Raw genomic sequence first — 22,205 nt, 5'->3', positions numbered from 1 at the left:
GAATATACAGTACCTGCCAATTATAGATGTGTAAACATCTGGACGTCTAAATAACGAATTTCTCCAAGGGGTACACCATGACAATCCGCAATCACACTCTCGGTTTCCCTCGCGTTGGCCTGCGTCGCGAGCTGAAAAAAGCGCAAGAAAGCTACTGGGCAGGCAACGCCACCCGTGAAGAGCTGCTGGCGGTGGGGCGCGAGCTGCGCGCCGGCCACTGGGAGCAGCAAAAACAGGCGGGCATTGACCTGCTGCCGGTGGGCGATTTCGCCTGGTACGACCATGTTCTGACGACCAGCCTGCTGCTTGGCAACGTGCCGGCTCGTCATCAGAACAAAGATGGATCGGTAGATATCGATACCCTGTTCCGCATCGGCCGCGGCCGTGCGCCAACGGGTGAGCCTGCGGCAGCGGCGGAAATGACCAAGTGGTTCAACACCAACTATCACTATATGGTGCCGGAATTCGTAAAAGGTCAGGAGTTCAGGCTGACCTGGACGCAGCTGCTGGACGAAGTAGACGAAGCGCTGGCGCTGGGTCATCAGGTGAAGCCCGTCCTGCTGGGGCCGGTAACCTATCTGTGGCTGGGTAAAGTGAAGGGCGAACAGTTCGACCGCCTCAGCCTGCTGAACGATATTTTGCCGGTCTACAAACAGGTGCTGATTGAGCTGGGCAAACGCGGCATTCAGTGGGTACAAATCGACGAACCGGCGCTGGTGCTCGAGCTGCCGCAGGCGTGGCTCGATGCCTTCAAACCGGCGTATGACGCGCTTGTCGGTCAGGTAAAACTCCTGCTGACCACCTATTTCGAAGGCGTGACGCCTAACCTGAAGACCATCACCGCGCTGCCGGTGCAGGGTCTGCACGTTGACCTGGTCCACGGGAAAGATGATGTTAACGAGCTGCACAGGCGTCTGCCAGCGGACTGGCTGCTTTCTGCGGGGCTGGTCAACGGTCGTAACGTCTGGCGTGCCGATCTGACCGAGAAATACGCACAAATCAAAGACATCGTCGGCAAACGTGAGCTGTGGGTAGCCTCATCCTGCTCGCTGCTGCACAGCCCGATCGATCTGAGCGTGGAGACCCGTCTTGATGCAGAGGTGAAAAGCTGGTTCGCGTTCGCGCTGCAAAAATGTGAAGAGCTGACGCTGCTGCGCGACGCGCTGAACGGCGGCGACACGACGGCGATCGCCGAATGGAGCGCCCCGATCCAGGCGCGTCGCCACTCTACTCGCGTACATAATCCGGCGGTGGAGAAACGCCTGGCGGGCATCACCGCTCAGGATAGCCAGCGTCAGAGCCCGTATGAAGTACGCGCCGAAGCCCAGCGCGCCCGTTTCAATCTACCGGCATGGCCGACCACCACAATTGGTTCTTTCCCGCAAACCACTGAAATTCGCGGCCTGCGTCTGGACTTCAAGAAGGGCAACCTGGATGCGAACAACTACCGCACCGGCATCGCGGAGCACATCAAGCAGGCGATTATTGAACAGGAGCGCCTGGGGCTGGACGTGCTGGTGCACGGCGAGGCCGAGCGTAACGACATGGTGGAATATTTTGGCGAGCATCTGGACGGCTTCGTCTTTACCCAGAACGGCTGGGTGCAGAGCTACGGCTCCCGCTGCGTGAAGCCACCGGTGGTGATCGGCGACGTCAGCCGTCCGGAACCGATCACCGTTGAGTGGGCGAAGTATGCCCAATCCCTGACCGACAAGCCGGTGAAAGGGATGCTGACCGGTCCGGTGACCATTCTCTGCTGGTCCTTCCCGCGTGAAGACGTAACCCGAGAGACCATCGCCAAACAGATTGCGCTGGCGCTGCGTGATGAAGTGGCGGATCTGGAGGCGGCGGGCATTGGCATCATTCAGATTGACGAGCCTGCGCTGCGCGAAGGCCTGCCGCTGCGCCGCAGCGACTGGGATGCCTACCTGCAGTGGGGCGTGGAAGCGTTCCGCATCAACGCCGCAGTGGCAAAGGACGATACCCAGATCCACACCCACATGTGCTACTGCGAATTTAACGACATCATGGATTCGATTGCCGCGCTGGATGCGGACGTGATCACCATCGAGACCTCGCGTTCAGACATGGAGCTGCTGGAGTCGTTTGAGGAGTTCGACTACCCGAACGAAATTGGGCCGGGCGTGTATGACATTCACTCTCCGAACGTGCCGAGCGTGGAGTGGATTGAAGCCCTGCTGCAAAAAGCGGCCCAGCGTATCCCGGCAGAGCGCCTGTGGGTGAACCCGGACTGCGGCCTCAAAACGCGCGGCTGGCCGGAGACGCGCGCGGCGCTGGCGAACATGGTGAAGGCGGCGCAGAATTTGCGTCAGGCGTAGTGATGCTGGATTGCCCGGTAAGGTGTAGCCGCCACCGGGCTTTTTTGCTTTATGCTTTCTTTCCGCCGTACTGGCTAAACCACGCCAGCATCCGCTGCCAGCCATCTGTGGCTGATTCTGCGTGATAGCTCGGACGATAATCGGCGTTAAACGCGTGCCCGGCTTCCGGGTAGACCACAATCTCCGCCTTCGCGTTTGCCGCACGCAGCGCATGGCGCATGGTCTCAACCGTATCAAGCGGAATGCCAGTGTCTTGCCCACCGTACAGCCCTAACACCGGCGCATTTAAATCCGTTGCGATATCAACGGGATGCTTCGGTGAATTCAGCGTTTTTTCGCCCACCAGCTTGCCGTACCAGGCCACGGCAGCCTTCAGCTGCGGGTTATGCGCGGCGTAAAGCCAGCTAATGCGCCCGCCCCAGCAGAAGCCAGTGATCATCAGACGGTGCGGATCGCCGCCGTTGCGCGCCGCCCAGCTGGCAACGTGGTCGAGGTCGGCCAGCACCTGCGCGTCCGGAACTTTGCTCACCAGGTTACTGAACAGCGTAGGGATATCGCTGTAATCGTTCGGATCGCCCTGACGGAAATAGAGCTCAGGCGCAACGGCCAGATAACCTTCCAGCGCCAGACGGCGGCAGAGGTCGCGAATATGTTCGTGAACGCCAAAAATCTCCTGAACCACAATAACGATAGGCAGCGGGCCGTCTGCCGATTTTGGCCGCGCGTGGTAAGCAGGCATATTTTCCCCCTGAGAGGGGATGGACGTCTCACCCGCGGTAATGGCTTCTTCAGGGGTTGAAACGATGGTTGAAGCATGCGGGGCTGCAGCAGGTGCAAAACCAGTTTTTTCAGTCATGGCATTCTCCGTACCAATGAGTTAATTAGCGCAAAGGTAAATATAGACACCAGGTTAACAACCCACATTGCCCTGGAGGGGCTATCTTTTGTGCAGCATCCCATGATTTAACTTGTTAATGTGATGTAAATCACTATTTTATGGAAATTAACTGCAATCATTTTCATTCATGGTGAGGTGTGTCACGAAATTGTGCGTACCGCTTCTGTAAAGTACCTTTTTACTTCTTCTGACTAACCGACCCACAGAGGAGTCACCCTATGTCTAAGTCTGATGTTTTTCATCTCGGCCTCACTAAAAACGATTTACAAGGGGCTACGCTCGCTATCGTCCCCGGCGATCCTGAGCGTGTGGAAAAGATCGCCGCGCTGATGGATAAGCCGGTCAAGCTGGCAGCCCATCGTGAATTCACTACCTGGCGTGCAGAGCTGGATGGCAAAGCGGTGATCGTGTGCTCTACCGGCATCGGTGGCCCGTCAACCTCCATTGCCGTTGAAGAGCTGGCGCAGCTGGGTATTCGTACCTTCCTGCGTATCGGTACGACCGGCGCTATCCAGCCGCACATCAACGTGGGTGACGTGCTGGTGACGACCGCGTCCGTCCGTCTGGACGGTGCAAGCCTGCACTTTGCACCGATGGAGTTCCCGGCGGTAGCCGACTTCGAATGCACCACCGCGCTGGTTGAAGCCGCGAAATCCGTGGGCGCAACTACCCACGTGGGCGTAACCGCCTCTTCCGACACCTTCTACCCGGGCCAGGAACGTTACGACACCTTCTCAGGCCGCGTGGTGAGCCGCTTCAAAGGCTCTATGGAAGAGTGGCAGTCCATGGGCGTGATGAACTACGAAATGGAATCAGCAACGCTGCTGACCATGTGCGCAAGCCAGGGTCTGCGTGCCGGTATGGTGGCGGGTGTTATCGTCAACCGTACCCAGCAGGAGATCCCGAACGCGGAAACTATGAAGCAGACTGAAAGTCATGCGGTGAAAATCGTGGTGGAAGCGGCGCGTCGCCTGATCTAATCCTCTCTTCTGAGACACAAGGCCGACGCGTTCGGCCTTTATTTTTTGCGTAGCGCCTCGCAGGAAAACCCTTTCAAACTGGACGTTTATACAGCACAATTCTATTTTGTGCGGGTAATACGTTGATGCAGGGGGCATTGTGGATATCTCAGTCCTGATTTATGCGGTGATTGCGCTGGCGGGCGTGGCGATAGGCTGGCTCATTTCCAGCTATCAGCATGCACAGCAGAAGGCCGACCAGTTGGCAGAGCGCGAAGAGATAGTCGCTGAATTAAGCGCGGCAAAGCAGCAGCTTGCGCTGAGCGACCACTGGCGCGACGAGTGCGAATTGCTCAACAACGAGCTGCGCAACCTGCGCGATATCAACACCTCGCTTGAGGCCGATCTCCGCGAAGTCACCACCCGCCTTGAATCCACCCAGCTGCATGCGGAGGACAAAATCCGCCAGATGATCAACAGCGAGCAGCGCCTCAGCGAGCAGTTCGAAAACCTTGCGAACCGCATTTTTGAGCACAGCAACCGCCGCGTGGATGAACAAAACCGCCAGAGCCTGAACGGCCTGCTGACACCGCTACGCGAGCAGCTGGACGGCTTTCGCCGTCAGGTGCAGGACAGCTTTGGCCAGGAGGCGCGCGAGCGCCATACCCTGGCGCATGAAATTCGCAATCTCCAGCAGCTGAATGCGCAGATGGCGCAGGAGGCGGTCAACCTGACGCGCGCCCTGAAAGGGGATAACAAAACGCAAGGCAACTGGGGGGAAGTGGTTCTGACCCGCGTGCTGGAGGCTTCTGGGCTTCGCGAAGGCTACGAGTACGAAACGCAGGTGAGCATCGAAAACGATGCCCGCTCGCGCATGCAGCCAGACGTCATAGTGCGGCTGCCGCAGGGCAAGGATGTGGTGATTGACGCCAAAATGACGCTGGTGGCCTACGAGCGCTACTTCAATGCCGAAGACGACTACACCCGCGAGTCGGCGCTGCAGGAACACATTGCCTCCGTGCGTAACCACATTCGCCTGCTGGGCAGAAAAGATTACCAGCAGCTGCCGGGGCTGCGCTCGCTGGATTATGTGCTGATGTTCATTCCGGTTGAACCGGCATTCCTGCTCGCCCTCGACAGACAGCCCGAACTGATTACCGAAGCATTGAAAAATAACATTATGCTCGTCAGCCCAACCACGCTGCTGGTGGCCTTGCGTACCATTGCCAACCTGTGGCGCTACGAGCACCAGAGCCGCAATGCCCAACAGATAGCCGATCGCGCCAGCAAGCTGTACGACAAAATGCGCCTGTTCGTGGACGATATGTCCTCGGTGGGGCAAAGCCTGGACCGTGCGCAGGATAACTACCGCCAGGCGATGAAAAAGCTCTCCTCCGGGCGCGGCAACCTGCTGGCTCAGGCCGAAGCGTTCCGCAGCCTGGGGGTAGAAGTTAAACGCGAGATTAATCCGGAATTGGTTGAACAGGCGACGTCGCAGGATGAAGAATTCCGGCTGCGTGAAGGCCATGATGAACAAAAGACAGACAGCGTAAACAACGATTTAGCGGCTAAAATAGCGCCGGATGAACAGCCGACGCGTTTGTTTCGCGGTGGTTGAATCGTAGGGCAAATGCGCCCAATCTGTTACACTTCCCGAACATTTGACTGATAAGCAGGCTCTGAGATGGTTGACGATTCACAAGACACGACGCACTTTGGCTTTCAGACTGTTGCCAAAGCACAGAAAGCGGACATGGTGGCCCACGTATTTCATTCCGTGGCGGCGAAGTACGATGTGATGAATGACCTGATGTCGTTCGGCATTCATCGCTTGTGGAAGCGCTTTACTATTGACTGCAGCGGCGTGCGTCGCGGACAAACGGTGCTGGATTTAGCCGGCGGTACGGGCGATTTGACGGCGAAGTTCTCCCGTCTGGTGGGTGAAACCGGTCGCGTTGTGCTGGCTGACATTAACGACTCCATGCTGAAAATGGGACGCGAAAAGCTGCGTAACATCGGCGTGGTCGGTAACGTGGAATACGTGCAGGCAAATGCCGAAGCGCTGCCGTTCCCGGACAATACCTTTGACTGCATCACCATCTCGTTTGGCCTGCGTAACGTCACCGATAAAGACAAAGCGCTGCGCTCCATGTACCGCGTGCTGAAGCCGGGTGGACGCCTGCTGGTGCTTGAGTTCTCCAAGCCTATTATCGATCCCCTGAGCAAAGCCTACGACGCTTATTCATTCCATGTGCTTCCGCGCATTGGTGAACTGGTGGCAAACGACGCGGAAAGCTACCGCTACCTGGCGGAATCTATCCGCATGCACCCTGATCAGGACACCCTGAAAGCGATGATGCAGGACGCGGGCCTGGAAAACGTTGAGTACTTCAACATGACGGCGGGTGTCGTCGCGCTACACCGCGGTTATAAGTTCTGAGTGGAGGTGTCACGTGCCCTTTAAACCCTTAGTCACCGCAGGCATCGAGAACGTACTGAATGCCTTTCTGTATCGCGCACCCGCGCTGAAGGCAGCGCGTCAGCGGCTGAACGGAAAGGTGCTGCGTATCGTTTTAAAAGAGTTCTCGACGCCGCTCGTGCTGGTCTTCAGCGAACGCCAGCTTGACGTTCTGGGTGAGTGGGAAGGCGAGGCTGACTGCTCGGTCATTACGCACGTGAGCGTCCTGCCAAAACTGCGTGATCGCCAACAGCTTACGGCACTCATCCGCAGCGGTGAGCTGGAGGTTGAAGGCGATATTCAGGTCGTGCAAAACTTCGTTGCGCTCAGCGATCTGGCTGAGTTCGACCCGGCAGAACTGCTCGCGCCCTTTATCGGCGATATTGCCGCCGAAGGGATCGGTAAAGCCCTTCATGGCGGTGCGGCTTTCCTGCGCAAAAGCCTGCAGCGTCAGCAGCGCTACGCGGCAGAAGTGCTGACCGAAGAGTGGCGTATGGCGCCCGGTCCGCTGGAAGTGGCCTGGTTTGCGGAAGAAACCGCGGCTGTAGAACGTGCGGTTGATGCGTTAACCAAACGGCTGGAAAAACTGGAGGGCAAATGACGCCTGGTGAAATTCGGCGCCTCTACTTTATCGTTCGCACCTTTCTGAGCTACGGGCTCGACGAACTTATCCCCAGAATGCGTATCACGCTGCCGCTTCGAATCTGGCGACGCACGCTGTTCTGGATGCCAAATCGTCATAAAGATAAGGTTTTAGGCGAGCGCCTGCGTCTTGCACTGCAGGAGCTGGGTCCGGTATGGATCAAGTTTGGTCAGATGCTCTCTACCCGCCGCGATCTCTTCCCGCCGCAAATTGCCGATGAACTGGCGATGCTGCAGGATCGTGTTGCGCCATTTGACGGTGAGCGAGCGAAGAAGCAGATCGAAGAATCAATGGGCAATATTCCCGTTGAAACCTGGTTTGACGATTTCGACATTCAGCCTCTGGCATCTGCGTCCATTGCTCAGGTGCACACGGCACGGTTGAAAGAAAACGGCAAAGAGGTGGTTATCAAGGTCATCCGCCCGGATATCCTGCCGATCATTAAAGCTGACATGAAGCTGATTTATCGTCTGGCCCGCTGGGTGCCGCGCCTGCTGCCTGATGGTCGCCGCCTGCGTCCGATGGAAGTGGTGCGCGAATATGAAAAAACGCTGATAGATGAGCTGAACCTGCTTCGCGAATCCGCGAACGCCATCCAGCTGCGCCGTAACTTCGAAGACAGCCCGATGCTCTATGTGCCCGAGGTCTATTCTGACTACTGCAGTCAGAACATGATGGTCATGGAGCGTATTTACGGCATTCCAGTTTCGGATGTGGTTGCGCTGGAAAAGCAGGGCACCAACATGAAGCTGCTGGCCGAACGCGGTGTGCAGGTCTTCTTTACCCAGGTCTTTCGCGACAGCTTTTTCCATGCGGACATGCACCCTGGCAATATCTTTGTCAGCTATGAACATCCCGAGGATCCGAAGTATATCGGCATCGACTGCGGCATTGTTGGCTCGCTCAACAAAGAGGATAAGCGTTACCTCGCGGAGAACTTCATCGCCTTCTTTAACCGTGACTACCGCAAGGTGGCGGAGCTGCACGTGGACTCCGGATGGGTTCCGCCAGACACCAACGTTGAAGAGTTTGAATTCGCTATCCGCACCGTCTGCGAGCCGATTTTTGAAAAACCGCTGTCAGAGATCTCTTTTGGCCACGTTTTGTTGAACCTGTTTAACACGGCGCGCCGCTTCAATATGGAAGTGCAGCCACAATTAGTTTTACTCCAGAAAACATTACTTTACGTTGAGGGCGTAGGCCGCCAGCTCTATCCTCAGTTAGACTTGTGGAAAACCGCGAAACCTTTCCTCGAATCCTGGATTAAGGATCAGGTCGGCATTCCCGCGCTGGTTCGCTCTCTCAAGGAGAAAGGCCCGTTCTGGATTGAAAAAATGCCTGAAATTCCTGAACTGGTTTACGACAGTTTGCGTCAGAGCAAGAACCTTCAGCACAGCATGGATAAAATCGCGCACGAGCTTCAGACCAGTCGTGCTCGTCAGGGTCAATCACGCTATCTCTTTGGCATTGGCGCGACACTGCTGCTGAGCGGTACGCTGCTGCTGATCAATCGCCCGGACTGGGAGATGATGCCCGCCTGGCTTATGGCCGCAGGCGTCGTAGTGTGGCTCGCAGGTTGGAGAAAAACGCGCTGAATTGGCGTCGCTATCACCGGGTTGCATTTGTATAATGCGATCTGACTAATTAATCATCTATCACTGGGGAATACGTATGGGTGGTATCAGTATCTGGCAATTAGTAATCATTGCCGTCATCGTTGTGCTGCTGTTTGGCACAAAAAAACTCGGTTCTATTGGTTCCGATCTTGGCGCGTCAATCAAAGGCTTTAAGAAAGCCATGGGTGATGACGAGAACAAGCAGGACAAAAACAGCCAGGATGCTGATTTTACTGCAAAGCCTATCTCCGAAAAGCAAGATGACGCCAAAAAGGAAGACGCTAAACGCCACGACAAAGAGCAGGTGTAATTCGTGTTCGACATTGGTTTTGGTGAGCTGCTGCTGGTCTTTGTGATTGGCCTGATTGTACTGGGGCCGCAGCGTTTACCCGTTGCGGTGAAAACCGTCGTGGGTTGGGTGCGTGCGCTTCGCTCGCTGGCAACGACCGTGCAAAACGAACTGGCTCAGGAGCTTAAGCTCCAGGAATTTCAGGACAGCCTGAAAAAGGTTGAGAAGGCGAGCATGGAGAACCTGACGCCGGAGCTGAAAGCCTCTATGGATGAGCTGCGCGAAGCGGCGGAGTCGATGAAGCGCTCTTACAGCATCAACGATCCTGAAAAGGCGAGCGACGAAGCTAACACTATCCATAACCCGGTAGTGAAGGGCAGTGAAGAGCAGCGCGAAGGGGTAACGCCTTCCAGCGCCGAGCATCAGGCTGACGCGCCAGAACAGACGCCGCAGGAGCCTGAAGTGAAAAAGCAGGTACCGTCAGACGAGCCCGTGGTAAAAGCGGCGGAAGCCAAACCTGCCGCACCCGTTTCCGAATCATCCCCATCCTCAAGTGATAAAGCGTAAACATGGCAGTAGATGATACCCAACCGCTCATCGCGCACCTCATAGAACTGCGCAAGCGCCTGTTAAACTGCATTATTGCGGTTTTCCTCATATTTCTGTGCCTGGTCTATTTCGCCAACGATATCTACCAGGTGGTCTCTGCGCCCCTGATTAAACAGATGCCGCTGGGCGCGACGATGATTGCGACGGACGTGGCCTCACCGTTCTTCACCCCAATCAAGCTGACCTTCTGGGTCTCGTTGATTGCGTCTGCACCGGTGATTTTGTACCAGGTCTGGGCCTTCGTCGCCCCGGCGCTGTATAAGCATGAACGCAAGCTGGTGATCCCACTACTGGTATCCAGCTCGCTGCTGTTCTATATCGGCATGGCGTTTGCCTATTTCGTTGTCTTCCCCCTGGCCTTTGGCTTCCTGACGCATACCGCGCCGGAAGGGGTTCAGGTATCGACAGACATCGCCAGCTATCTCAGCTTCGTCATGGCGCTGTTTATGGCGTTCGGCGTGGCGTTCGAAGTGCCGGTAGCAATCGTCCTGCTCTGCTGGGTTGGGGTGACCACGCCTGACGATCTCCGCAAGAAGCGCCCGTATATTCTTGTGGGTGCGTTTGTAGTGGGCATGCTGCTGACGCCACCGGATGTCTTCTCCCAGACCCTGCTGGCAATACCGATGTACTGTTTGTTTGAAGTTGGCGTGTTCTTCTCGCGCTTCTACGTGGGCAAACGACGTTCGCAGGAAGATGAAGAAGACGGGTCAGAAAAGACCACAGAAGAGTAAAACCAGCCGCCCGTCAGGGCGGTTGTCATATGGGGATTTGCATGTTTGATATCGGACTTAACCTGACCAGCCCGCAGTTTGCAAAAGATCGCGATGAGGTCGTTGCACGCGCCTTTGCTGCCGGGGTGAAAGGGCTGTTGCTGACAGGAACCAACCTGCACGAGAGCGAACAGGCGCAGCTGCTGGCGCAGCGCTATGACCACTGCTGGTCAACCGCAGGTGTCCACCCGCACGACAGCAGCCAGTGGACGGAGGAGAGCGCTGAGGTGCTGCATCGTCTGGCGAGAACGCCCGAGGTGGTGGCTATCGGCGAGTGCGGCCTCGATTTCAACCGCAACTTTTCTACGCCAGAAGAACAGGAAAAGGCATTTACCGCGCAGCTCGCGCTGGCCGCAGAACTCGGAATGCCGGTGTTTATGCACTGCCGCGACGCGCACGCTCGCTTCCTCACCCTGCTGGAGCCATGGCTGGATAAACTGCCTGGTGCGGTACTGCACTGTTTTACCGGGTCACATCAGGAAGCGCTGGATTGCCTGAATCGCGGGCTGTATCTGGGCATTACCGGCTGGGTTTGCGATGAACGCCGCGGGCTGGAGCTGCGTGAGCTGCTGCCGGCGATACCGGCTGACCGCCTGCTGGTTGAAACCGATGCGCCCTACCTGCTGCCGCGCGATATGAAGCCCAAACCACCTTCGCGGCGTAACGAACCGGCGTATCTTGGGCACATTGTTGAAAGGGTGGCACTCTGGCGTGGGGAAGATCCACGCCAGCTGTCGGCGCAAACGGATGACAACGTGCGTCGCCTGTTCGGGATAGACTTTTAAACTTTGCGGAAGTCGGTGTTTTTAACGCTCTGCAGCACCTGCTTGTTTAGCAGGTTAAGCAGCAGCATGGAGCGCGCTTCGCCGTCTGGCTCGGCGAAAATGGCCTGCAAGCCTTCGAAGGCACCTTCCGTGATCACCACGCTGTCGCCTTCATAGGGCGTTTCCGGGTCGGTAATGCCTTCCGGCTGTTGGTAGACAGAAAGTTGATGAATGACCCTGGAAGGAACCGTCGCCGGGCTGGCGCCAAAGCGGACGAAGTGGCTGACCCCGCGCGTTGCGCTGATGGTGGTGGTATGGATCACCTCCGGGTCAAATTCGACGAACAGGTAGTTTGGGAAAAGAGGTTCGCTAACGGTTGCACGTTTCCCGCGCTGCATTTTTTCAAGCGTGATCACGGGTGTCAGACAGTTTACGGACTGACGTTCAAGATGTTCCTGCGCGCGCTGAAGTTGCCCGCGTTTGCAATACAGTAAATACCAGGCCTGCATAATCACTCTTTCCCTTAGTTTCGGGCGCAAGCATATCAAAACCCTGGCGGGATCGCTAAGGTGATTATAATGGCCGATAAGGGGGTAAGTCGTGGAAGTTCACGCTAATTTAACAAAATTACAGCATCCCGCAGGCTTACGCCGTATAATGAAGCGCTTACAGAGAGGCCATGACTAACTGCATGAAATACCACGATCTACGCGACTTCCTGGCGCTGCTGGAAAAGCAGGGCGAACTCAAACGCATTACTCAATCTGTTGATCCTTATCTGGAAATGACAGAGATTGCTGACCGCACCCTGCGTGCCGGTGGCCCTGCTCTGCTGTTTGAAAACCCTAAAGGCTATTCCATGCCGGTGCTGTGCAACCTGTTTGGCACGCCGCGCCGCGTGGCAATGGGTATGGGGCAAGAAGACGTCGCGGCGCTGCGTGAAGTCGGCAAACTGCTGGCCTTCCTGAAAGAACCGGAGCCGCCAAAGGGTTTCCGGGACCTGTTCGATAAGCTGCCGCAGTTTAAGCAGGTGTTGAACATGCCAACCAAACGCCTGCGCGGTGCGCCGTGCCAGCAGAAAGTGCTGGAAGGCGATGCGGTCGATCTGACAAAAATTCCCATCATGCAGTGCTGGCCTGACGATGCCGCCCCGCTTATCACCTGGGGGTTGACCGTCACGCGCGGTCCTCACAAAGAGCGCCAAAATCTGGGGATTTACCGCCAGCAGCTGATTGGTAAGAATAAGCTCATCATGCGCTGGCTATCCCATCGCGGTGGCGCGCTTGATTTCCAGGAGTGGTGTGCGGAGCATCCCGGCGAGCGATTCCCGGTATCGGTGGCGCTGGGAGCAGACCCGGCGACCATTCTGGGCGCGGTCACGCCTGTGCCTGATACGTTGTCCGAATACGCCTTTGCAGGCCTGCTGCGCGGGACGAAAACGGAAGTGGTGAAGTGTATTTCGAACGATCTTGAAGTACCGGCCAGCGCAGAGATTGTGTTGGAAGGGTACATCGAGCAGGGGGAGATGGCGCCGGAAGGACCATACGGCGATCACACGGGTTATTACAACGAAATCGATAATTTCCCGGTGTTTACCGTCACGCACATCACCCAGCGTGAAGACGCTATTTATCACTCCACCTATACCGGCCGACCGCCGGATGAACCGGCGGTGCTGGGCGTGGCGCTGAATGAAGTCTTTGTGCCAATTTTGCAGAAACAGTTTCCGGAAATTGTTGATTTCTACCTGCCACCTGAGGGATGTTCGTATCGTCTGGCGGTAGTAACAATCAAGAAGCAGTATGCGGGTCACGCCAAGCGCGTGATGATGGGCGTATGGTCATTCCTTCGCCAGTTTATGTATACCAAATTTGTGATTGTTTGCGATGATGACGTTAACGCCCGCGACTGGAATGACGTTATCTGGGCCATTACCACGCGTATGGACCCGGCGCGCGACACGGTGTTAGTCGAAAACACGCCGATAGATTATCTGGACTTTGCCTCGCCGGTTTCAGGGCTTGGCTCAAAAATGGGACTGGATGCCACAAACAAATGGCCTGGCGAAACCGATCGTGAATGGGGTCGCCCGATCAAAAAAGATCCTGCCGTGACCGCGCGAATTGACGCGATCTGGGACGAACTGGCCATAATGAATAACGGTAAACCCGAATCTGACCGTTAAGCCCTTTAGACTTCCCGACAGAGAGAGCGAATGACAACCTTAAGCTGTAAAGTGACCTCGGTAGATGCTATTACCGACACCGTATATCGCGTCCGTTTAGTGCCAGAAGCGGCATTCTCTTTCCGCGCCGGTCAGTACTTAATGGTCGTGATGGATGAACGTGATAAACGTCCTTTTTCTATGGCCTCTACGCCAGCGGAGCAGGAATTTATTGAGCTTCACATCGGTGCGTCAGAGCTTAACTTGTACGCGATGGCGGTTATGGATCGTATTCTGAAGGAACGCGAAATCGTCGTGGATATGCCACACGGTGAGGCGTGGCTGCGTGATGATGAAGACCGTCCGCTGATCCTGATTGCCGGCGGCACGGGCTTCTCTTACGTACGCTCCATTCTGCTGACCGCACTGGCGCGTAATCCAGACCGTGATATCACTATCTACTGGGGCGGCCGCGAAGAGAAACATCTGTACGATCTGTCTGAACTGGAAGCGCTGAGCGTAACCCATTCCAACCTGCGCATTGAGCCGGTTGTCGAACAGCCGGAAGAGGGCTGGCGTGGGCGCAGCGGCACGGTGTTGACGGCGGTATTGCAGGATTACGGTACGCTGGCCGGACACGATATCTATATCGCTGGCCGTTTTGAAATGGCGAAAATTGCCCGTGACCTGTTCTGTAACGAACGTGACGCGCGTGAAGACCGTCTGTTCGGCGATGCGTTTGCCTTCATTTAAATAAAAAACCCGCCCCTGACAGGCGGGAAGAACGGCAACTAAACTGTTTCTCTTCGCCAATGACGCCAGTGGCGGTGAGATTCCTCTCGTAGGCCGGGAAAGCGCAGCGCCTCCCGGCAAAAGCCCGATGGCGCGATGCCTATCGGGCCTACGTTATAGCCTTACACTCTCTCAAATACCGTCGCGATACCCTGACCCAGCCCGATACACATCGTTGCCAGACCAAACTGGGCATCTTTGCGTTCCATCAGGTTAATCAACGTGGTGCTGATACGCGCCCCGGAGCAGCCCAGCGGGTGACCGAGGGCGATCGCGCCGCCGTTGAGGTTAATCTTCTCGTCGATCTGCTCCATCAGCCCCAGATCTTTAATGCACGGCAGGATCTGCGCGGCGAAGGCTTCGTTCATCTCAAACAGGTCGATATCGCTGGCGGTTAAACCCGCTTTTTTCAGCGCCAGCTTCGAGGCCGGAACCGGGCCGTAGCCCATGATTGAAGGATCGCAACCCACGACCGCCATCGAGCGTACGCGAGCGCGCGGCGTCAGGCCCAGCTCGCGGGCACGGCTTTCGCTCATCACCAGCATCGCGGCGGCACCGTCTGACAGCGCCGACGACGTACCTGCCGTTACCGTGCCGGTGACCGGATCAAACGCCGGGCGCAGAGTAGAAAGCGCTTCTACGGTGGTTTCCGGGCGGATGACTTCGTCGTAGCTGAACTGCTTCAGAACGCCGTCTGCGTCGTGACCGCCGGTTGGGATGATCTCATTCTTAAAGGCGCCGGACTGTGTCGCCGCCCACGCACGAGCGTGAGAGCGCGCGGCAAAGGCATCCTGCATTTCACGGCTGATGCCGTGCAGGCGGGAGAGCATCTCTGCGGTCAGACCCATCATCCCCGCGGCTTTCGCCACGTTACGGCTCATGCCCGGGTGGAAATCGACCCCGTGGCTCATCGGCACGTGGCCCATGTGCTCAACGCCGCCGACCAGACAAGCCTGCGCATCGCCGGTCATGATCATGCGCGCCGCGTCGTGCAGCGCCTGCATCGACGACCCACACAGGCGGTTCACGGTGACGGCCGGAACCGAGTGCGGGATCTCCGCCAGCAGCGACGCGTTACGGGCGATATTGAAACCTTGCTCCAGGGTCTGCTGCACGCAGCCCCAGTAGATATCGTCCAGCGCAGCAGGATCCAGCGCCGGGTTGCGCGCCAGCAGGCTGCGCATCAGATGCGCGGAGAGGTCTTCCGCGCGCACGTTACGGAACGCGCCGCCTTTTGAACGGCCCATCGGGGTGCGAATCGCATCAACAATGACAACCTTTTCCATTGTGACTCCTTAAGCCGTTTTCAGCTCGCCAACCGGACGGGCTGGCTCAACTGCTGGATAGTAGGGTTCGTTATGGCGCGCTTTGTTACGCAGCCCTTCCGGCACGTCGTACAGCGGGCCGAGGTGCTGATACTGCTGAGCCATATCGAGATAGCGGGCGCTGCCGAGCGTATCCAGCCAGCGGAACGCGCCGCCGTGGAACGGAGGGAAGCCCAAACCATAAACCAGCGCCATGTCGGCTTCCGCCGGGCTGGCGATAATGCCTTCTTCGAGGCAACGCACCACTTCGTTGATCATCGGGATCATCATGCGGGCGATGATCTCATCGTCCGTGAAGTCGCGTTTCGGCGGGCAAACGTCGGCCAGCAGGCCATCGACCACGGCATCTTCTTCTTTCTTCGGTTTGCCTTTGCTGTCTTCTTTATAGCGCCAGAAGCCCAGACCGTTTTTCTGCCCGAAGCGGTTGGCATCGAACAGGGCGTCAATCGCGTCGCGATAATCTTTCTGCATGCGCTGCGGGAAGCCTGCCGCCATGACAGCCTGAGCGTGGTGGGCGGTGTCGATGCCGACCACGTCCAGCAGATACGCCGGGCCCATCGGCCAGCCGAACTGTTTTTCCATCACTTTGTCGATTTTGCGGAAGTCCGCCCCGTCGCGCAGCAGCTGGCTGAAGCCGGCGAAGTACGGGAACAGCACGCGGTTGACGAAGAAGCCCGGGCAGTCGTTGACCACAATCGGCGTTTTGCCCATTTTGCTGGCCCACGCCACCACTTTGGCGATGGTTTCGTCAGAGGTTTTTTCCCCACGGATCACTTCGACCAGCGGCATACGGTGTACCGGGTTGAAGAAGTGCATCCCGCAGAAGTTTTCCGGACGCTTCAGCACGCTCGCCAGTTCGCCGATTGGGATGGTGGAGGTGTTAGAGGCCAGCACGGTTTCCGGACGAACCTTATCTTCCGTTTCGGCCAGCACCGCTTTTTTGACTTTCGGGTTTTCCACGACCGCTTCAACGACCACGTCCACGCGGTCAAAACCGCTGTATTCGAGCGTCGGCTGAATGGTGGAGATCACGCCTGCGAGCTTCAGACCATCAATTTTGCCGCGCTCCAGCTGTTTATTCAGCAGCTTGGCGGCTTCGTTCATGCCGAGCGTCAGGGATTTCTCGCTGATGTCCTTCATCACCACCGGCACGCCTTTCCAGGCAGACTGGTAAGCGATGCCGCCGCCCATAATGCCGGCGCCGAGAACCGCCGCGTGTTTTGGCGTTTCGACGTTTTTAGTCAGCTGTTTGGCTTTGCCTTTAACGAACTGATCGTTGAGGAAGATGCCAACCAGCGCGCGGGCTTCATTGGTGTGGGCCAGCGGCACAAAGCTCTGATTTTCGAGCTTCAGCGCTTCATCGCGGCCCAGACGTGCAGCGGCTTCAATGGTTTTTACCGCCGTGATCGGCGCCGGGTAATGTTTGCCCGCGGTCTGCATTACCATGCCCTTGGCGATGGTAAAGCTCATGGTGGCTTCAATTTTGCTGAGCTTTAACGGCTCCAGCTTCGGCTGACGTTTGGCTTTCCAGTCGAGATCGCCGTTAATTGCCTGACGCAGGATCGCGATAGCGCCTTCAATCAGTTTCTCTGGCTTAACCACGCCGTCTACCAGACCGATTTTTTGCGCTTGTTCCGCGCCAACGTCTTTACCCGCCGCGATGATTTCCAGGGCGCTGTCTGCACCCAGCATGCGCGGCATACGTACGGAGCCGCCGAAGCCCGGCATGATGCCCAGCTTGGTTTCCGGCAGGCCAATGCGCAGATCGGGCGTCGCCAGACGGTAGTCAGTGGCAAGCACGCATTCGCAGCCGCCGCCCAGCGCGTAGCCGTTCACGGCGGAGATCGTTGGCACAGGTAAATCTTCCAGACGATTAAAGACGCTGTTAGCAAAGTGCAGCCACTGGCTCAGCTGTTCTTCAGGAACCAGGAACAGCGACAGGAATTCGGTGATATCAGCACCGACAACAAAGGCCGCTTTGTTGGAGCGCAGCAGCAGCCCTTTTAATTCGGATTGTTTTTCCAGTACGTCCAGCGCCTGGCCAAGACTGGCCACCGTCGCGGTATCGAGCTTGTTTACTGAGCCGGGGGCATCGAACACCAGTTCGGCAATGCCGTCTTCAAGCCAGTTAAGATATAGGGTGTCGCCTTTGTAGAGCATGTCAGTCTCCTGAATCCAGCAAGTGGATCTGGTCATACCAGATGAGACGGAGTGTGGAATTTATGTTAATAAAATGCAAATTACTCATTAAGAAATTGCTGCATTGATCACGGTCGGTGGAAATCACGCAGTCGGAGTGAGGTGTGCTAAGATGCGTTGACTTGAGGTCAAAAAAACGAAAGGAAGAATGATGGACTCACTGGCTTCGCTTTATAAAAATCATATCGTTACCCTACAGGAACGTACCCGCGATGTACTGGCGCGCTTCAAGCTGGATGCTCTGCTGATCCACTCCGGCGAGCTGATGAATACGTTCCTTGATGACCATGCCTATCCGTTCAAGGTTAACCCGCAGTTTAAAGCCTGGGTGCCGGTCACGCAGGTGCCAAATTGCTGGCTGCTGGTGGACGGCGTGAACAAGCCAAAACTGTGGTTCTATCTGCCGGTGGATTACTGGCACAACGTGGAGCCGCTGCCGACCTCTTTCTGGACCGAAGAAATTGATGTGATTGCCCTGCCAAAAGCGGACGGTATTGGCAGCCAGCTGCCTGCGGCGCGTGGCAACATCGGCTATATTGGCCCTGTACCGGAACGTGCGCTGGGTCTGGATATTGCAGCCGATAAACTCAACCCGAAAGGGGTGCTGGATTATCTGCACTACTACCGCGCGTATAAGACTGATTACGAACTTTACTGCATGCGTGAAGCGCAAAAAACGGCGGTCAATGGTCATCGTGCGGCGCATGAAGCGTTCCAGTCAGGGATGAGCGAGTTCGATATCAACCAGGCCTACCTGACGGCTACCGGCCACCGTGATACCGACGTGCCTTACAGCAATATCGTCGCGCTCAACGAGCATGCGTCCGTTCTGCACTACACCAAACTGGATCACCAGGTTCCGTCCGAGATGCGCAGCTTCCTGCTGGATGCGGGTGCAGAGTATAACGGCTATGCGGCTGACCTGACCCGTACCTGGGCGGCTAATTCAGATACCGATTTCGCGCAGCTGATTAAAGACGTTAATGACGAACAGCTGGCGCTTATCGGCACCATGAAGGCCGGCACCAGCTATGTGGACTACCACATTCAATTCCATCAGCGCATCGCCAAACTGCTGCGTAAGCATCAGATTGTGAAGGACATGAGCGAAGAGGCGATGGTCGAGAACGATCTGACCGGGCCATTTATGCCGCACGGCATCGGCCACCCGCTGGGCCTGCAGGTTCACGACGTGGCAGGCTTTATGCAGGATGATACCGGCACGCATCTGGCGGCGCCGTCTAAATATCCTTACCTGCGCTGCACCCGTATTCTCCAGCCGCGCATGGTATTGACCATCGAGCCGGGCATCTACTTTATCGAGTCTCTGCTTGCGCCGTGGCGCGAAGGCCAGTTCAGCAAGCACTTCAACTGGGAAAAAATTGACGCGCTGAAGCCGTTTGGCGGCATTCGCATCGAAGATAACGTGGTTATCCATGAAAACGGTATCGAGAACATGACGCGAGACCTGAAGCTGGCCTGATGGATAGCTGGCTGATACCGGCTGAACCGGTCACCTTTGTTGAGGAAATCAAGAAAAGCCGCTTCATCACGCTGCTGGCGCATACCGACGGCGTAGAGGCGGCAAAGGCGTTCGTTGAGTCCGTGCGCGCTGAACATCCTGATGCCCGCCACCACTGTGTGGCCTGGGTCGCGGGGCCGCCGAACGATTCACAGCAGCTGGGATTTTCCGATGACGGTGAACCGGCGGGCACGGCCGGTAAACCTATGCTCTCCCAGCTTATGGGCAGCGGCGTGGGTGAAATCACCGCCGTAGTGGTGCGCTACTACGGCGGCATTTTATTGGGCACGGGTGGGCTGGTGAAAGCCTACGGGGGCGGTGTGCAGCAGGCGCTTAATCTGCTGACGACAACCCGCAAAACGCCGCTGACCGAATATACTTTGTTATGCGATTACGCCCAGCTCTCGGGCATTGAATCACTGCTTAAACAGTTTAACGGCGTGATTGCGCACAGTGATTACCAGGCGATGGTGCAATTACGCGTGGCGCTTCCACAGGCGGAACTGACTGCTTTTTCAGCAAAGCTGGCTGATTTTAGTCGCGGTTCGTTGCAATTGCTGCCGATTGAAGAATAATCCCCACCTCACTTTTTGAATACCAAAGGAAGCGGCAGAGATGCATTTTCGTGCCATAACCCGAATCGTTGGACTGCTGGTCATACTTTTCTCCGGGACGATGATTCTCCCTGGACTGGTGGCACTTATCTACCGGGACGGCGCGGGGCGGGCATTTACCCAGACCTTTTTTGTTGCGCTGGCAATCGGTTCGCTGCTGTGGTGGCCAAACCGTCGCGAAAAAGGGGAGCTGAAGTCCCGCGAAGGGTTTCTGATTGTGGTCCTGTTCTGGACGGTGCTGGGAAGCGTCGGTTCGCTGCCCTTTATCTTCTCTGAGCAGCCCAATCTGAGCATTACGGATGCCTTCTTCGAATCCTTCTCGGGGTTAACTACCACCGGTGCCACCACGCTGGTGGGGCTGGATTCGCTTCCGCACGCCATTCTCTTTTATCGTCAGATGCTGCAGTGGTTCGGCGGTATGGGGATCATCGTCCTGGCGGTCGCTATTCTGCCGATTCTGGGCGTGGGGGGGATGCAGCTCTATCGCGCCGAAATGCCCGGGCCGCTGAAAGATAACAAAATGCGCCCGCGTATTGCCGAGACGGCGAAAACCCTCTGGCTTATCTATGTCTTGCTGACGGTAGCCTGTGCGCTGGCGCTATGGTTCGCCGGGATGCCCGCTTTCGACGCCATCGGACACAGCTTTGCGACCATCGCCATCGGCGGGTTCTCTACGCACGATGCCAGCGTGGGCTACTTCGACAGCCCAACGATTAACACGATTATTGCCATCTTCCTGCTGATTTCAGGCTGTAACTACGGTCTGCACTTCTCTTTACTGAGCGGGCGCAGCCTGAAGGTGTACTGGCGTGACCCTGAATTCCGCATGTTTATTGGCGTCCAGCTGACGCTGGTGATCATCTGTACCCTGGTCTTGTGGTTCCACGATGTGTATAGCTCGGCGGTGACGACGCTGAACCAGGCCTTTTTCCAGGTGGTGTCGATGGCGACAACCGCCGGATTTACTACGGACAGCATTGCGCGCTGGCCGTTGTTCCTGCCGGTACTGCTGCTGTGTTCTGCTTTTATCGGGGGCTGTGCGGGATCAACGGGCGGTGGTCTGAAGGTGATTCGTATTTTACTGCTGTTTAAGCAGGGGAACCGCGAGCTGAAACGTCTGGTGCACCCGAACGCGGTATACAGCATCAAGCTCGGGAACCGAGCCCTGCCGGAACGCATTCTGGAAGCCGTGTGGGGATTCTTCTCTGCCTATGCGCTGGTCTTTATCGTCAGCATGCTGGCGATTATCGCGACAGGGGTGGATGATTTCTCCGCCTTTGCTTCCGTCGTGGCAACGCTCAATAACCTTGGACCCGGGCTGGGCGTGGTGGCGGATAACTTTGCCAGCATGAACCCGGTTGCGAAATGGATCCTCATCGCAAACATGCTGTTTGGTCGTCTTGAGGTCTTTACGCTGCTGGTTCTGTTTACCCCTACATTCTGGCGCGAGTAAGGAGTCGTCGGTGAAAACACTTATTCTTTTCTCTACGCGAGACGGGCAAACGCGCGAGATTGCCTCTTATCTTGCATCTGAACTCAAAGAGCTGGGGATTTATTCGGATGTCGTGAACCTGAACCGCGCTGAACAGATCGCCTGGCAGGATTACGATCGCGTGGTGATTGGGGCATCTATTCGTTACGGTCATTTCCATCCGGCGCTGGATCGCTTTGTGAAAAAGCATACGGCGGTACTTAGCTCGTTGCCGGGGGCTTTCTATTCTGTAAACCTGGTTGCCCGTAAAGCGGAGAAGCGTACGCCGCAGACCAATAGCTATACGCGTAAGTTTTTACTGAATTCGCCCTGGCAGCCAGACCTGTGTGCGGTCTTTGCCGGAGCGCTGCGCTATCCACGCTATCGCTGGTACGACCGCTTTATGATCCGTCTTATTATGAAGATGACCGGCGGTGAAACCGATACGCATAAAGAAGTGGTTTATACCGACTGGACGCAGGTAGCCGGTTTTGCGCGGGAAATCGCACATTTAACGGGCGATTCGCGGCTTAAATAGGCGTGAAGTTTGAAAATTGAGCGAACGAAAAGTTTTTTGTATTTTATGCTTGTCACTTCAGAATAACTCCCTATAATGCGCCTCCACTGACACGGAACAACGGCTTACAGGCCGCCGGGTTAGCGGGGTTCAGCGATGAACGCCGGCAGAGAAAAGCGAAAATAAAAGCTTGACTCTGTAGCGGGGAAGCGTAATATGCACACCCCGCGCCGCTGAGAAAAGCGAAGCGGCACTG

General features: G+C 56.5%; 20 protein-coding genes. 16 read left to right on the top strand and 4 right to left on the bottom strand.

Features of this window, described 5'->3' with window-relative positions; all coding sequences use genetic code 11:
* Positions 1–77: 77 nt before the first annotated feature.
* Complete coding sequence (gene metE / locus E0L20_RS21185) at positions 78–2,339, top strand: 5-methyltetrahydropteroyltriglutamate--homocysteine S-methyltransferase (protein WP_131635674.1); 2,262 nt, start codon at positions 78–80, stop codon at positions 2,337–2,339.
* Between the two features lie 49 nt (positions 2,340–2,388).
* On the opposite strand, the gene E0L20_RS21180 is transcribed toward metE, so the two are convergent.
* Complete coding sequence (locus tag E0L20_RS21180) at positions 2,389–3,195, bottom strand: dienelactone hydrolase family protein (RefSeq protein ID WP_131635673.1); 807 nt, start codon at positions 3,193–3,195, stop codon at positions 2,389–2,391.
* A 260-nt stretch (positions 3,196–3,455) separates the two neighbouring features.
* Here E0L20_RS21180 and udp point away from each other — a divergent pair, with 260 nt between their 5' ends.
* From udp to tatD, 9 genes are all read left to right on the top strand, one after another.
* Positions 3,456–4,217: a uridine phosphorylase gene (udp, locus tag E0L20_RS21175; protein ID WP_003860792.1), complete on the top strand. Its 762-nt coding sequence runs from the start codon at positions 3,456–3,458 to the stop codon at positions 4,215–4,217.
* A gap of 139 nt (positions 4,218–4,356) precedes the next feature.
* Entirely contained in the window at positions 4,357–5,814 is a 1,458-nt protein-coding gene (rmuC, locus tag E0L20_RS21170; RefSeq protein ID WP_131635672.1) for a DNA recombination protein RmuC, read from the top strand.
* Between the two features lie 66 nt (positions 5,815–5,880).
* Positions 5,881–6,636: a bifunctional demethylmenaquinone methyltransferase/2-methoxy-6-polyprenyl-1,4-benzoquinol methylase UbiE gene (ubiE, locus tag E0L20_RS21165; RefSeq protein ID WP_006179275.1), complete on the top strand. Its 756-nt coding sequence runs from the start codon at positions 5,881–5,883 to the stop codon at positions 6,634–6,636.
* Positions 6,637–6,649: 13 nt separating this feature from the next.
* On the top strand, positions 6,650–7,255 hold the full coding sequence (ubiJ, locus tag E0L20_RS21160) for a ubiquinone biosynthesis protein UbiJ (protein ID WP_131635671.1): 606 nt from the start codon (positions 6,650–6,652) through the stop codon (positions 7,253–7,255).
* On the top strand, positions 7,252–8,892 hold the full coding sequence (gene ubiB / locus E0L20_RS21155; RefSeq protein WP_131635670.1) for a ubiquinone biosynthesis regulatory protein kinase UbiB: 1,641 nt from the start codon (positions 7,252–7,254) through the stop codon (positions 8,890–8,892). Before ubiJ ends, ubiB begins: the two co-directional genes overlap by 4 nt.
* Positions 8,893–8,968: 76 nt before the next feature.
* A complete protein-coding gene (gene tatA / locus E0L20_RS21150) occupies positions 8,969–9,223 on the top strand; it encodes a Sec-independent protein translocase subunit TatA (protein ID WP_131635669.1) in 255 nt (84 codons plus the stop codon).
* Between the two features lie 3 nt (positions 9,224–9,226).
* The gene (gene tatB / locus E0L20_RS21145; RefSeq protein WP_131635668.1) at positions 9,227–9,769 is read left to right on the top strand and encodes a Sec-independent protein translocase protein TatB; all 543 of its coding nucleotides are present in this window, start codon (positions 9,227–9,229) and stop codon (positions 9,767–9,769) included.
* 2 nt (positions 9,770–9,771) lie between these two features.
* The gene (gene tatC / locus E0L20_RS21140) at positions 9,772–10,542 is read left to right on the top strand and encodes a Sec-independent protein translocase subunit TatC (protein ID WP_131635667.1); all 771 of its coding nucleotides are present in this window, start codon (positions 9,772–9,774) and stop codon (positions 10,540–10,542) included.
* 41 nt (positions 10,543–10,583) lie between these two features.
* Complete coding sequence (tatD, locus tag E0L20_RS21135; protein WP_131635666.1) at positions 10,584–11,366, top strand: 3'-5' ssDNA/RNA exonuclease TatD; 783 nt, start codon at positions 10,584–10,586, stop codon at positions 11,364–11,366.
* Here the strand turns inward: tatD and rfaH are convergent.
* Positions 11,363–11,854 (bottom strand): transcription/translation regulatory transformer protein RfaH, encoded by a 492-nt coding sequence (gene rfaH, locus E0L20_RS21130; protein WP_131635665.1) that lies wholly within the window; start codon positions 11,852–11,854, stop codon positions 11,363–11,365. The two genes, tatD and rfaH, sit on opposite strands and share 4 nt — an antisense overlap.
* Positions 11,855–12,024: 170 nt before the next feature.
* Between rfaH and ubiD the strand changes: the two genes are divergently transcribed.
* Positions 12,025–13,530 (top strand): 4-hydroxy-3-polyprenylbenzoate decarboxylase, encoded by a 1,506-nt coding sequence (ubiD, locus tag E0L20_RS21125; RefSeq protein WP_131635664.1) that lies wholly within the window; start codon positions 12,025–12,027, stop codon positions 13,528–13,530.
* A gap of 30 nt (positions 13,531–13,560) precedes the next feature.
* Positions 13,561–14,262, top strand: coding sequence for an NAD(P)H-flavin reductase (gene fre, locus E0L20_RS21120; protein ID WP_131635663.1), 702 nt, complete (start codon positions 13,561–13,563; stop codon positions 14,260–14,262).
* 161 nt (positions 14,263–14,423) lie between these two features.
* Here the strand turns inward: fre and fadA are convergent, their stop codons facing one another.
* Positions 14,424–15,587: an acetyl-CoA C-acyltransferase FadA gene (fadA, locus tag E0L20_RS21115; RefSeq protein WP_008501515.1), complete on the bottom strand. Its 1,164-nt coding sequence runs from the start codon at positions 15,585–15,587 to the stop codon at positions 14,424–14,426.
* Between the two features lie 9 nt (positions 15,588–15,596).
* Entirely contained in the window at positions 15,597–17,786 is a 2,190-nt protein-coding gene (fadB, locus tag E0L20_RS21110; protein WP_131635662.1) for a fatty acid oxidation complex subunit alpha FadB, read from the bottom strand.
* 190 nt (positions 17,787–17,976) lie between these two features.
* Here fadB and pepQ point away from each other — a divergent pair, with 190 nt between their 5' ends.
* From pepQ to hemG, 4 genes are read left to right on the top strand one after another with little or no spacing between them, the layout of a single operon-like run.
* A complete protein-coding gene (pepQ, locus tag E0L20_RS21100) occupies positions 17,977–19,308 on the top strand; it encodes a Xaa-Pro dipeptidase (protein ID WP_131635718.1) in 1,332 nt (443 codons plus the stop codon).
* Positions 19,308–19,922: an IMPACT family protein gene (locus tag E0L20_RS21095; RefSeq protein ID WP_131635661.1), complete on the top strand. Its 615-nt coding sequence runs from the start codon at positions 19,308–19,310 to the stop codon at positions 19,920–19,922. The genes pepQ and E0L20_RS21095 overlap by 1 nt, the downstream gene beginning before the upstream one ends.
* A 40-nt stretch (positions 19,923–19,962) precedes the next feature.
* Positions 19,963–21,414 carry a Trk system potassium transporter TrkH gene (trkH, locus tag E0L20_RS21090; protein ID WP_119936288.1) on the top strand — a complete coding sequence of 484 codons (1,452 nt, stop codon included), beginning with the start codon at positions 19,963–19,965 and terminating at the stop codon, positions 21,412–21,414.
* Positions 21,415–21,424: 10 nt separating this feature from the next.
* A complete protein-coding gene (gene hemG / locus E0L20_RS21085) occupies positions 21,425–21,970 on the top strand; it encodes a menaquinone-dependent protoporphyrinogen IX dehydrogenase (RefSeq protein ID WP_131635660.1) in 546 nt (181 codons plus the stop codon).
* The last annotated feature ends 235 nt before the right edge of the window (positions 21,971–22,205 follow it).

This window comes from Enterobacter wuhouensis, from assembly GCF_004331265.1.
In the GTDB taxonomy this organism is placed as follows: Bacteria; Pseudomonadota; Gammaproteobacteria; order Enterobacterales; family Enterobacteriaceae; genus Enterobacter; species Enterobacter wuhouensis.
Note: the sequence above shows the minus strand (reverse complement) of the source record. Positions and strands in the feature narration are given on the sequence as shown.

Coding starts and splice junctions, on each gene's coding strand:
- pepQ (WP_131635718.1), top strand. CDS start 17,977: ATGGACTCACTGGCTTCGCTTTATAAAAATCATATCGTTACCCTACAG.
- ubiE (WP_006179275.1), top strand. CDS start 5,881: ATGGTTGACGATTCACAAGACACGACGCACTTTGGCTTTCAGACTGTT.
- rfaH (WP_131635665.1), bottom strand. CDS start 11,854: ATGCAGGCCTGGTATTTACTGTATTGCAAACGCGGGCAACTTCAGCGC.
- fadB (WP_131635662.1), bottom strand. CDS start 17,786: ATGCTCTACAAAGGCGACACCCTATATCTTAACTGGCTTGAAGACGGC.
- E0L20_RS21095 (WP_131635661.1), top strand. CDS start 19,308: ATGGATAGCTGGCTGATACCGGCTGAACCGGTCACCTTTGTTGAGGAA.
- metE (WP_131635674.1), top strand. CDS start 78: ATGACAATCCGCAATCACACTCTCGGTTTCCCTCGCGTTGGCCTGCGT.
- udp (WP_003860792.1), top strand. CDS start 3,456: ATGTCTAAGTCTGATGTTTTTCATCTCGGCCTCACTAAAAACGATTTA.
- fre (WP_131635663.1), top strand. CDS start 13,561: ATGACAACCTTAAGCTGTAAAGTGACCTCGGTAGATGCTATTACCGAC.
- fadA (WP_008501515.1), bottom strand. CDS start 15,587: ATGGAAAAGGTTGTCATTGTTGATGCGATTCGCACCCCGATGGGCCGT.
- ubiB (WP_131635670.1), top strand. CDS start 7,252: ATGACGCCTGGTGAAATTCGGCGCCTCTACTTTATCGTTCGCACCTTT.
- tatD (WP_131635666.1), top strand. CDS start 10,584: ATGTTTGATATCGGACTTAACCTGACCAGCCCGCAGTTTGCAAAAGAT.
- tatA (WP_131635669.1), top strand. CDS start 8,969: ATGGGTGGTATCAGTATCTGGCAATTAGTAATCATTGCCGTCATCGTT.
- E0L20_RS21180 (WP_131635673.1), bottom strand. CDS start 3,195: ATGACTGAAAAAACTGGTTTTGCACCTGCTGCAGCCCCGCATGCTTCA.
- ubiD (WP_131635664.1), top strand. CDS start 12,025: ATGACTAACTGCATGAAATACCACGATCTACGCGACTTCCTGGCGCTG.
- trkH (WP_119936288.1), top strand. CDS start 19,963: ATGCATTTTCGTGCCATAACCCGAATCGTTGGACTGCTGGTCATACTT.
- tatC (WP_131635667.1), top strand. CDS start 9,772: ATGGCAGTAGATGATACCCAACCGCTCATCGCGCACCTCATAGAACTG.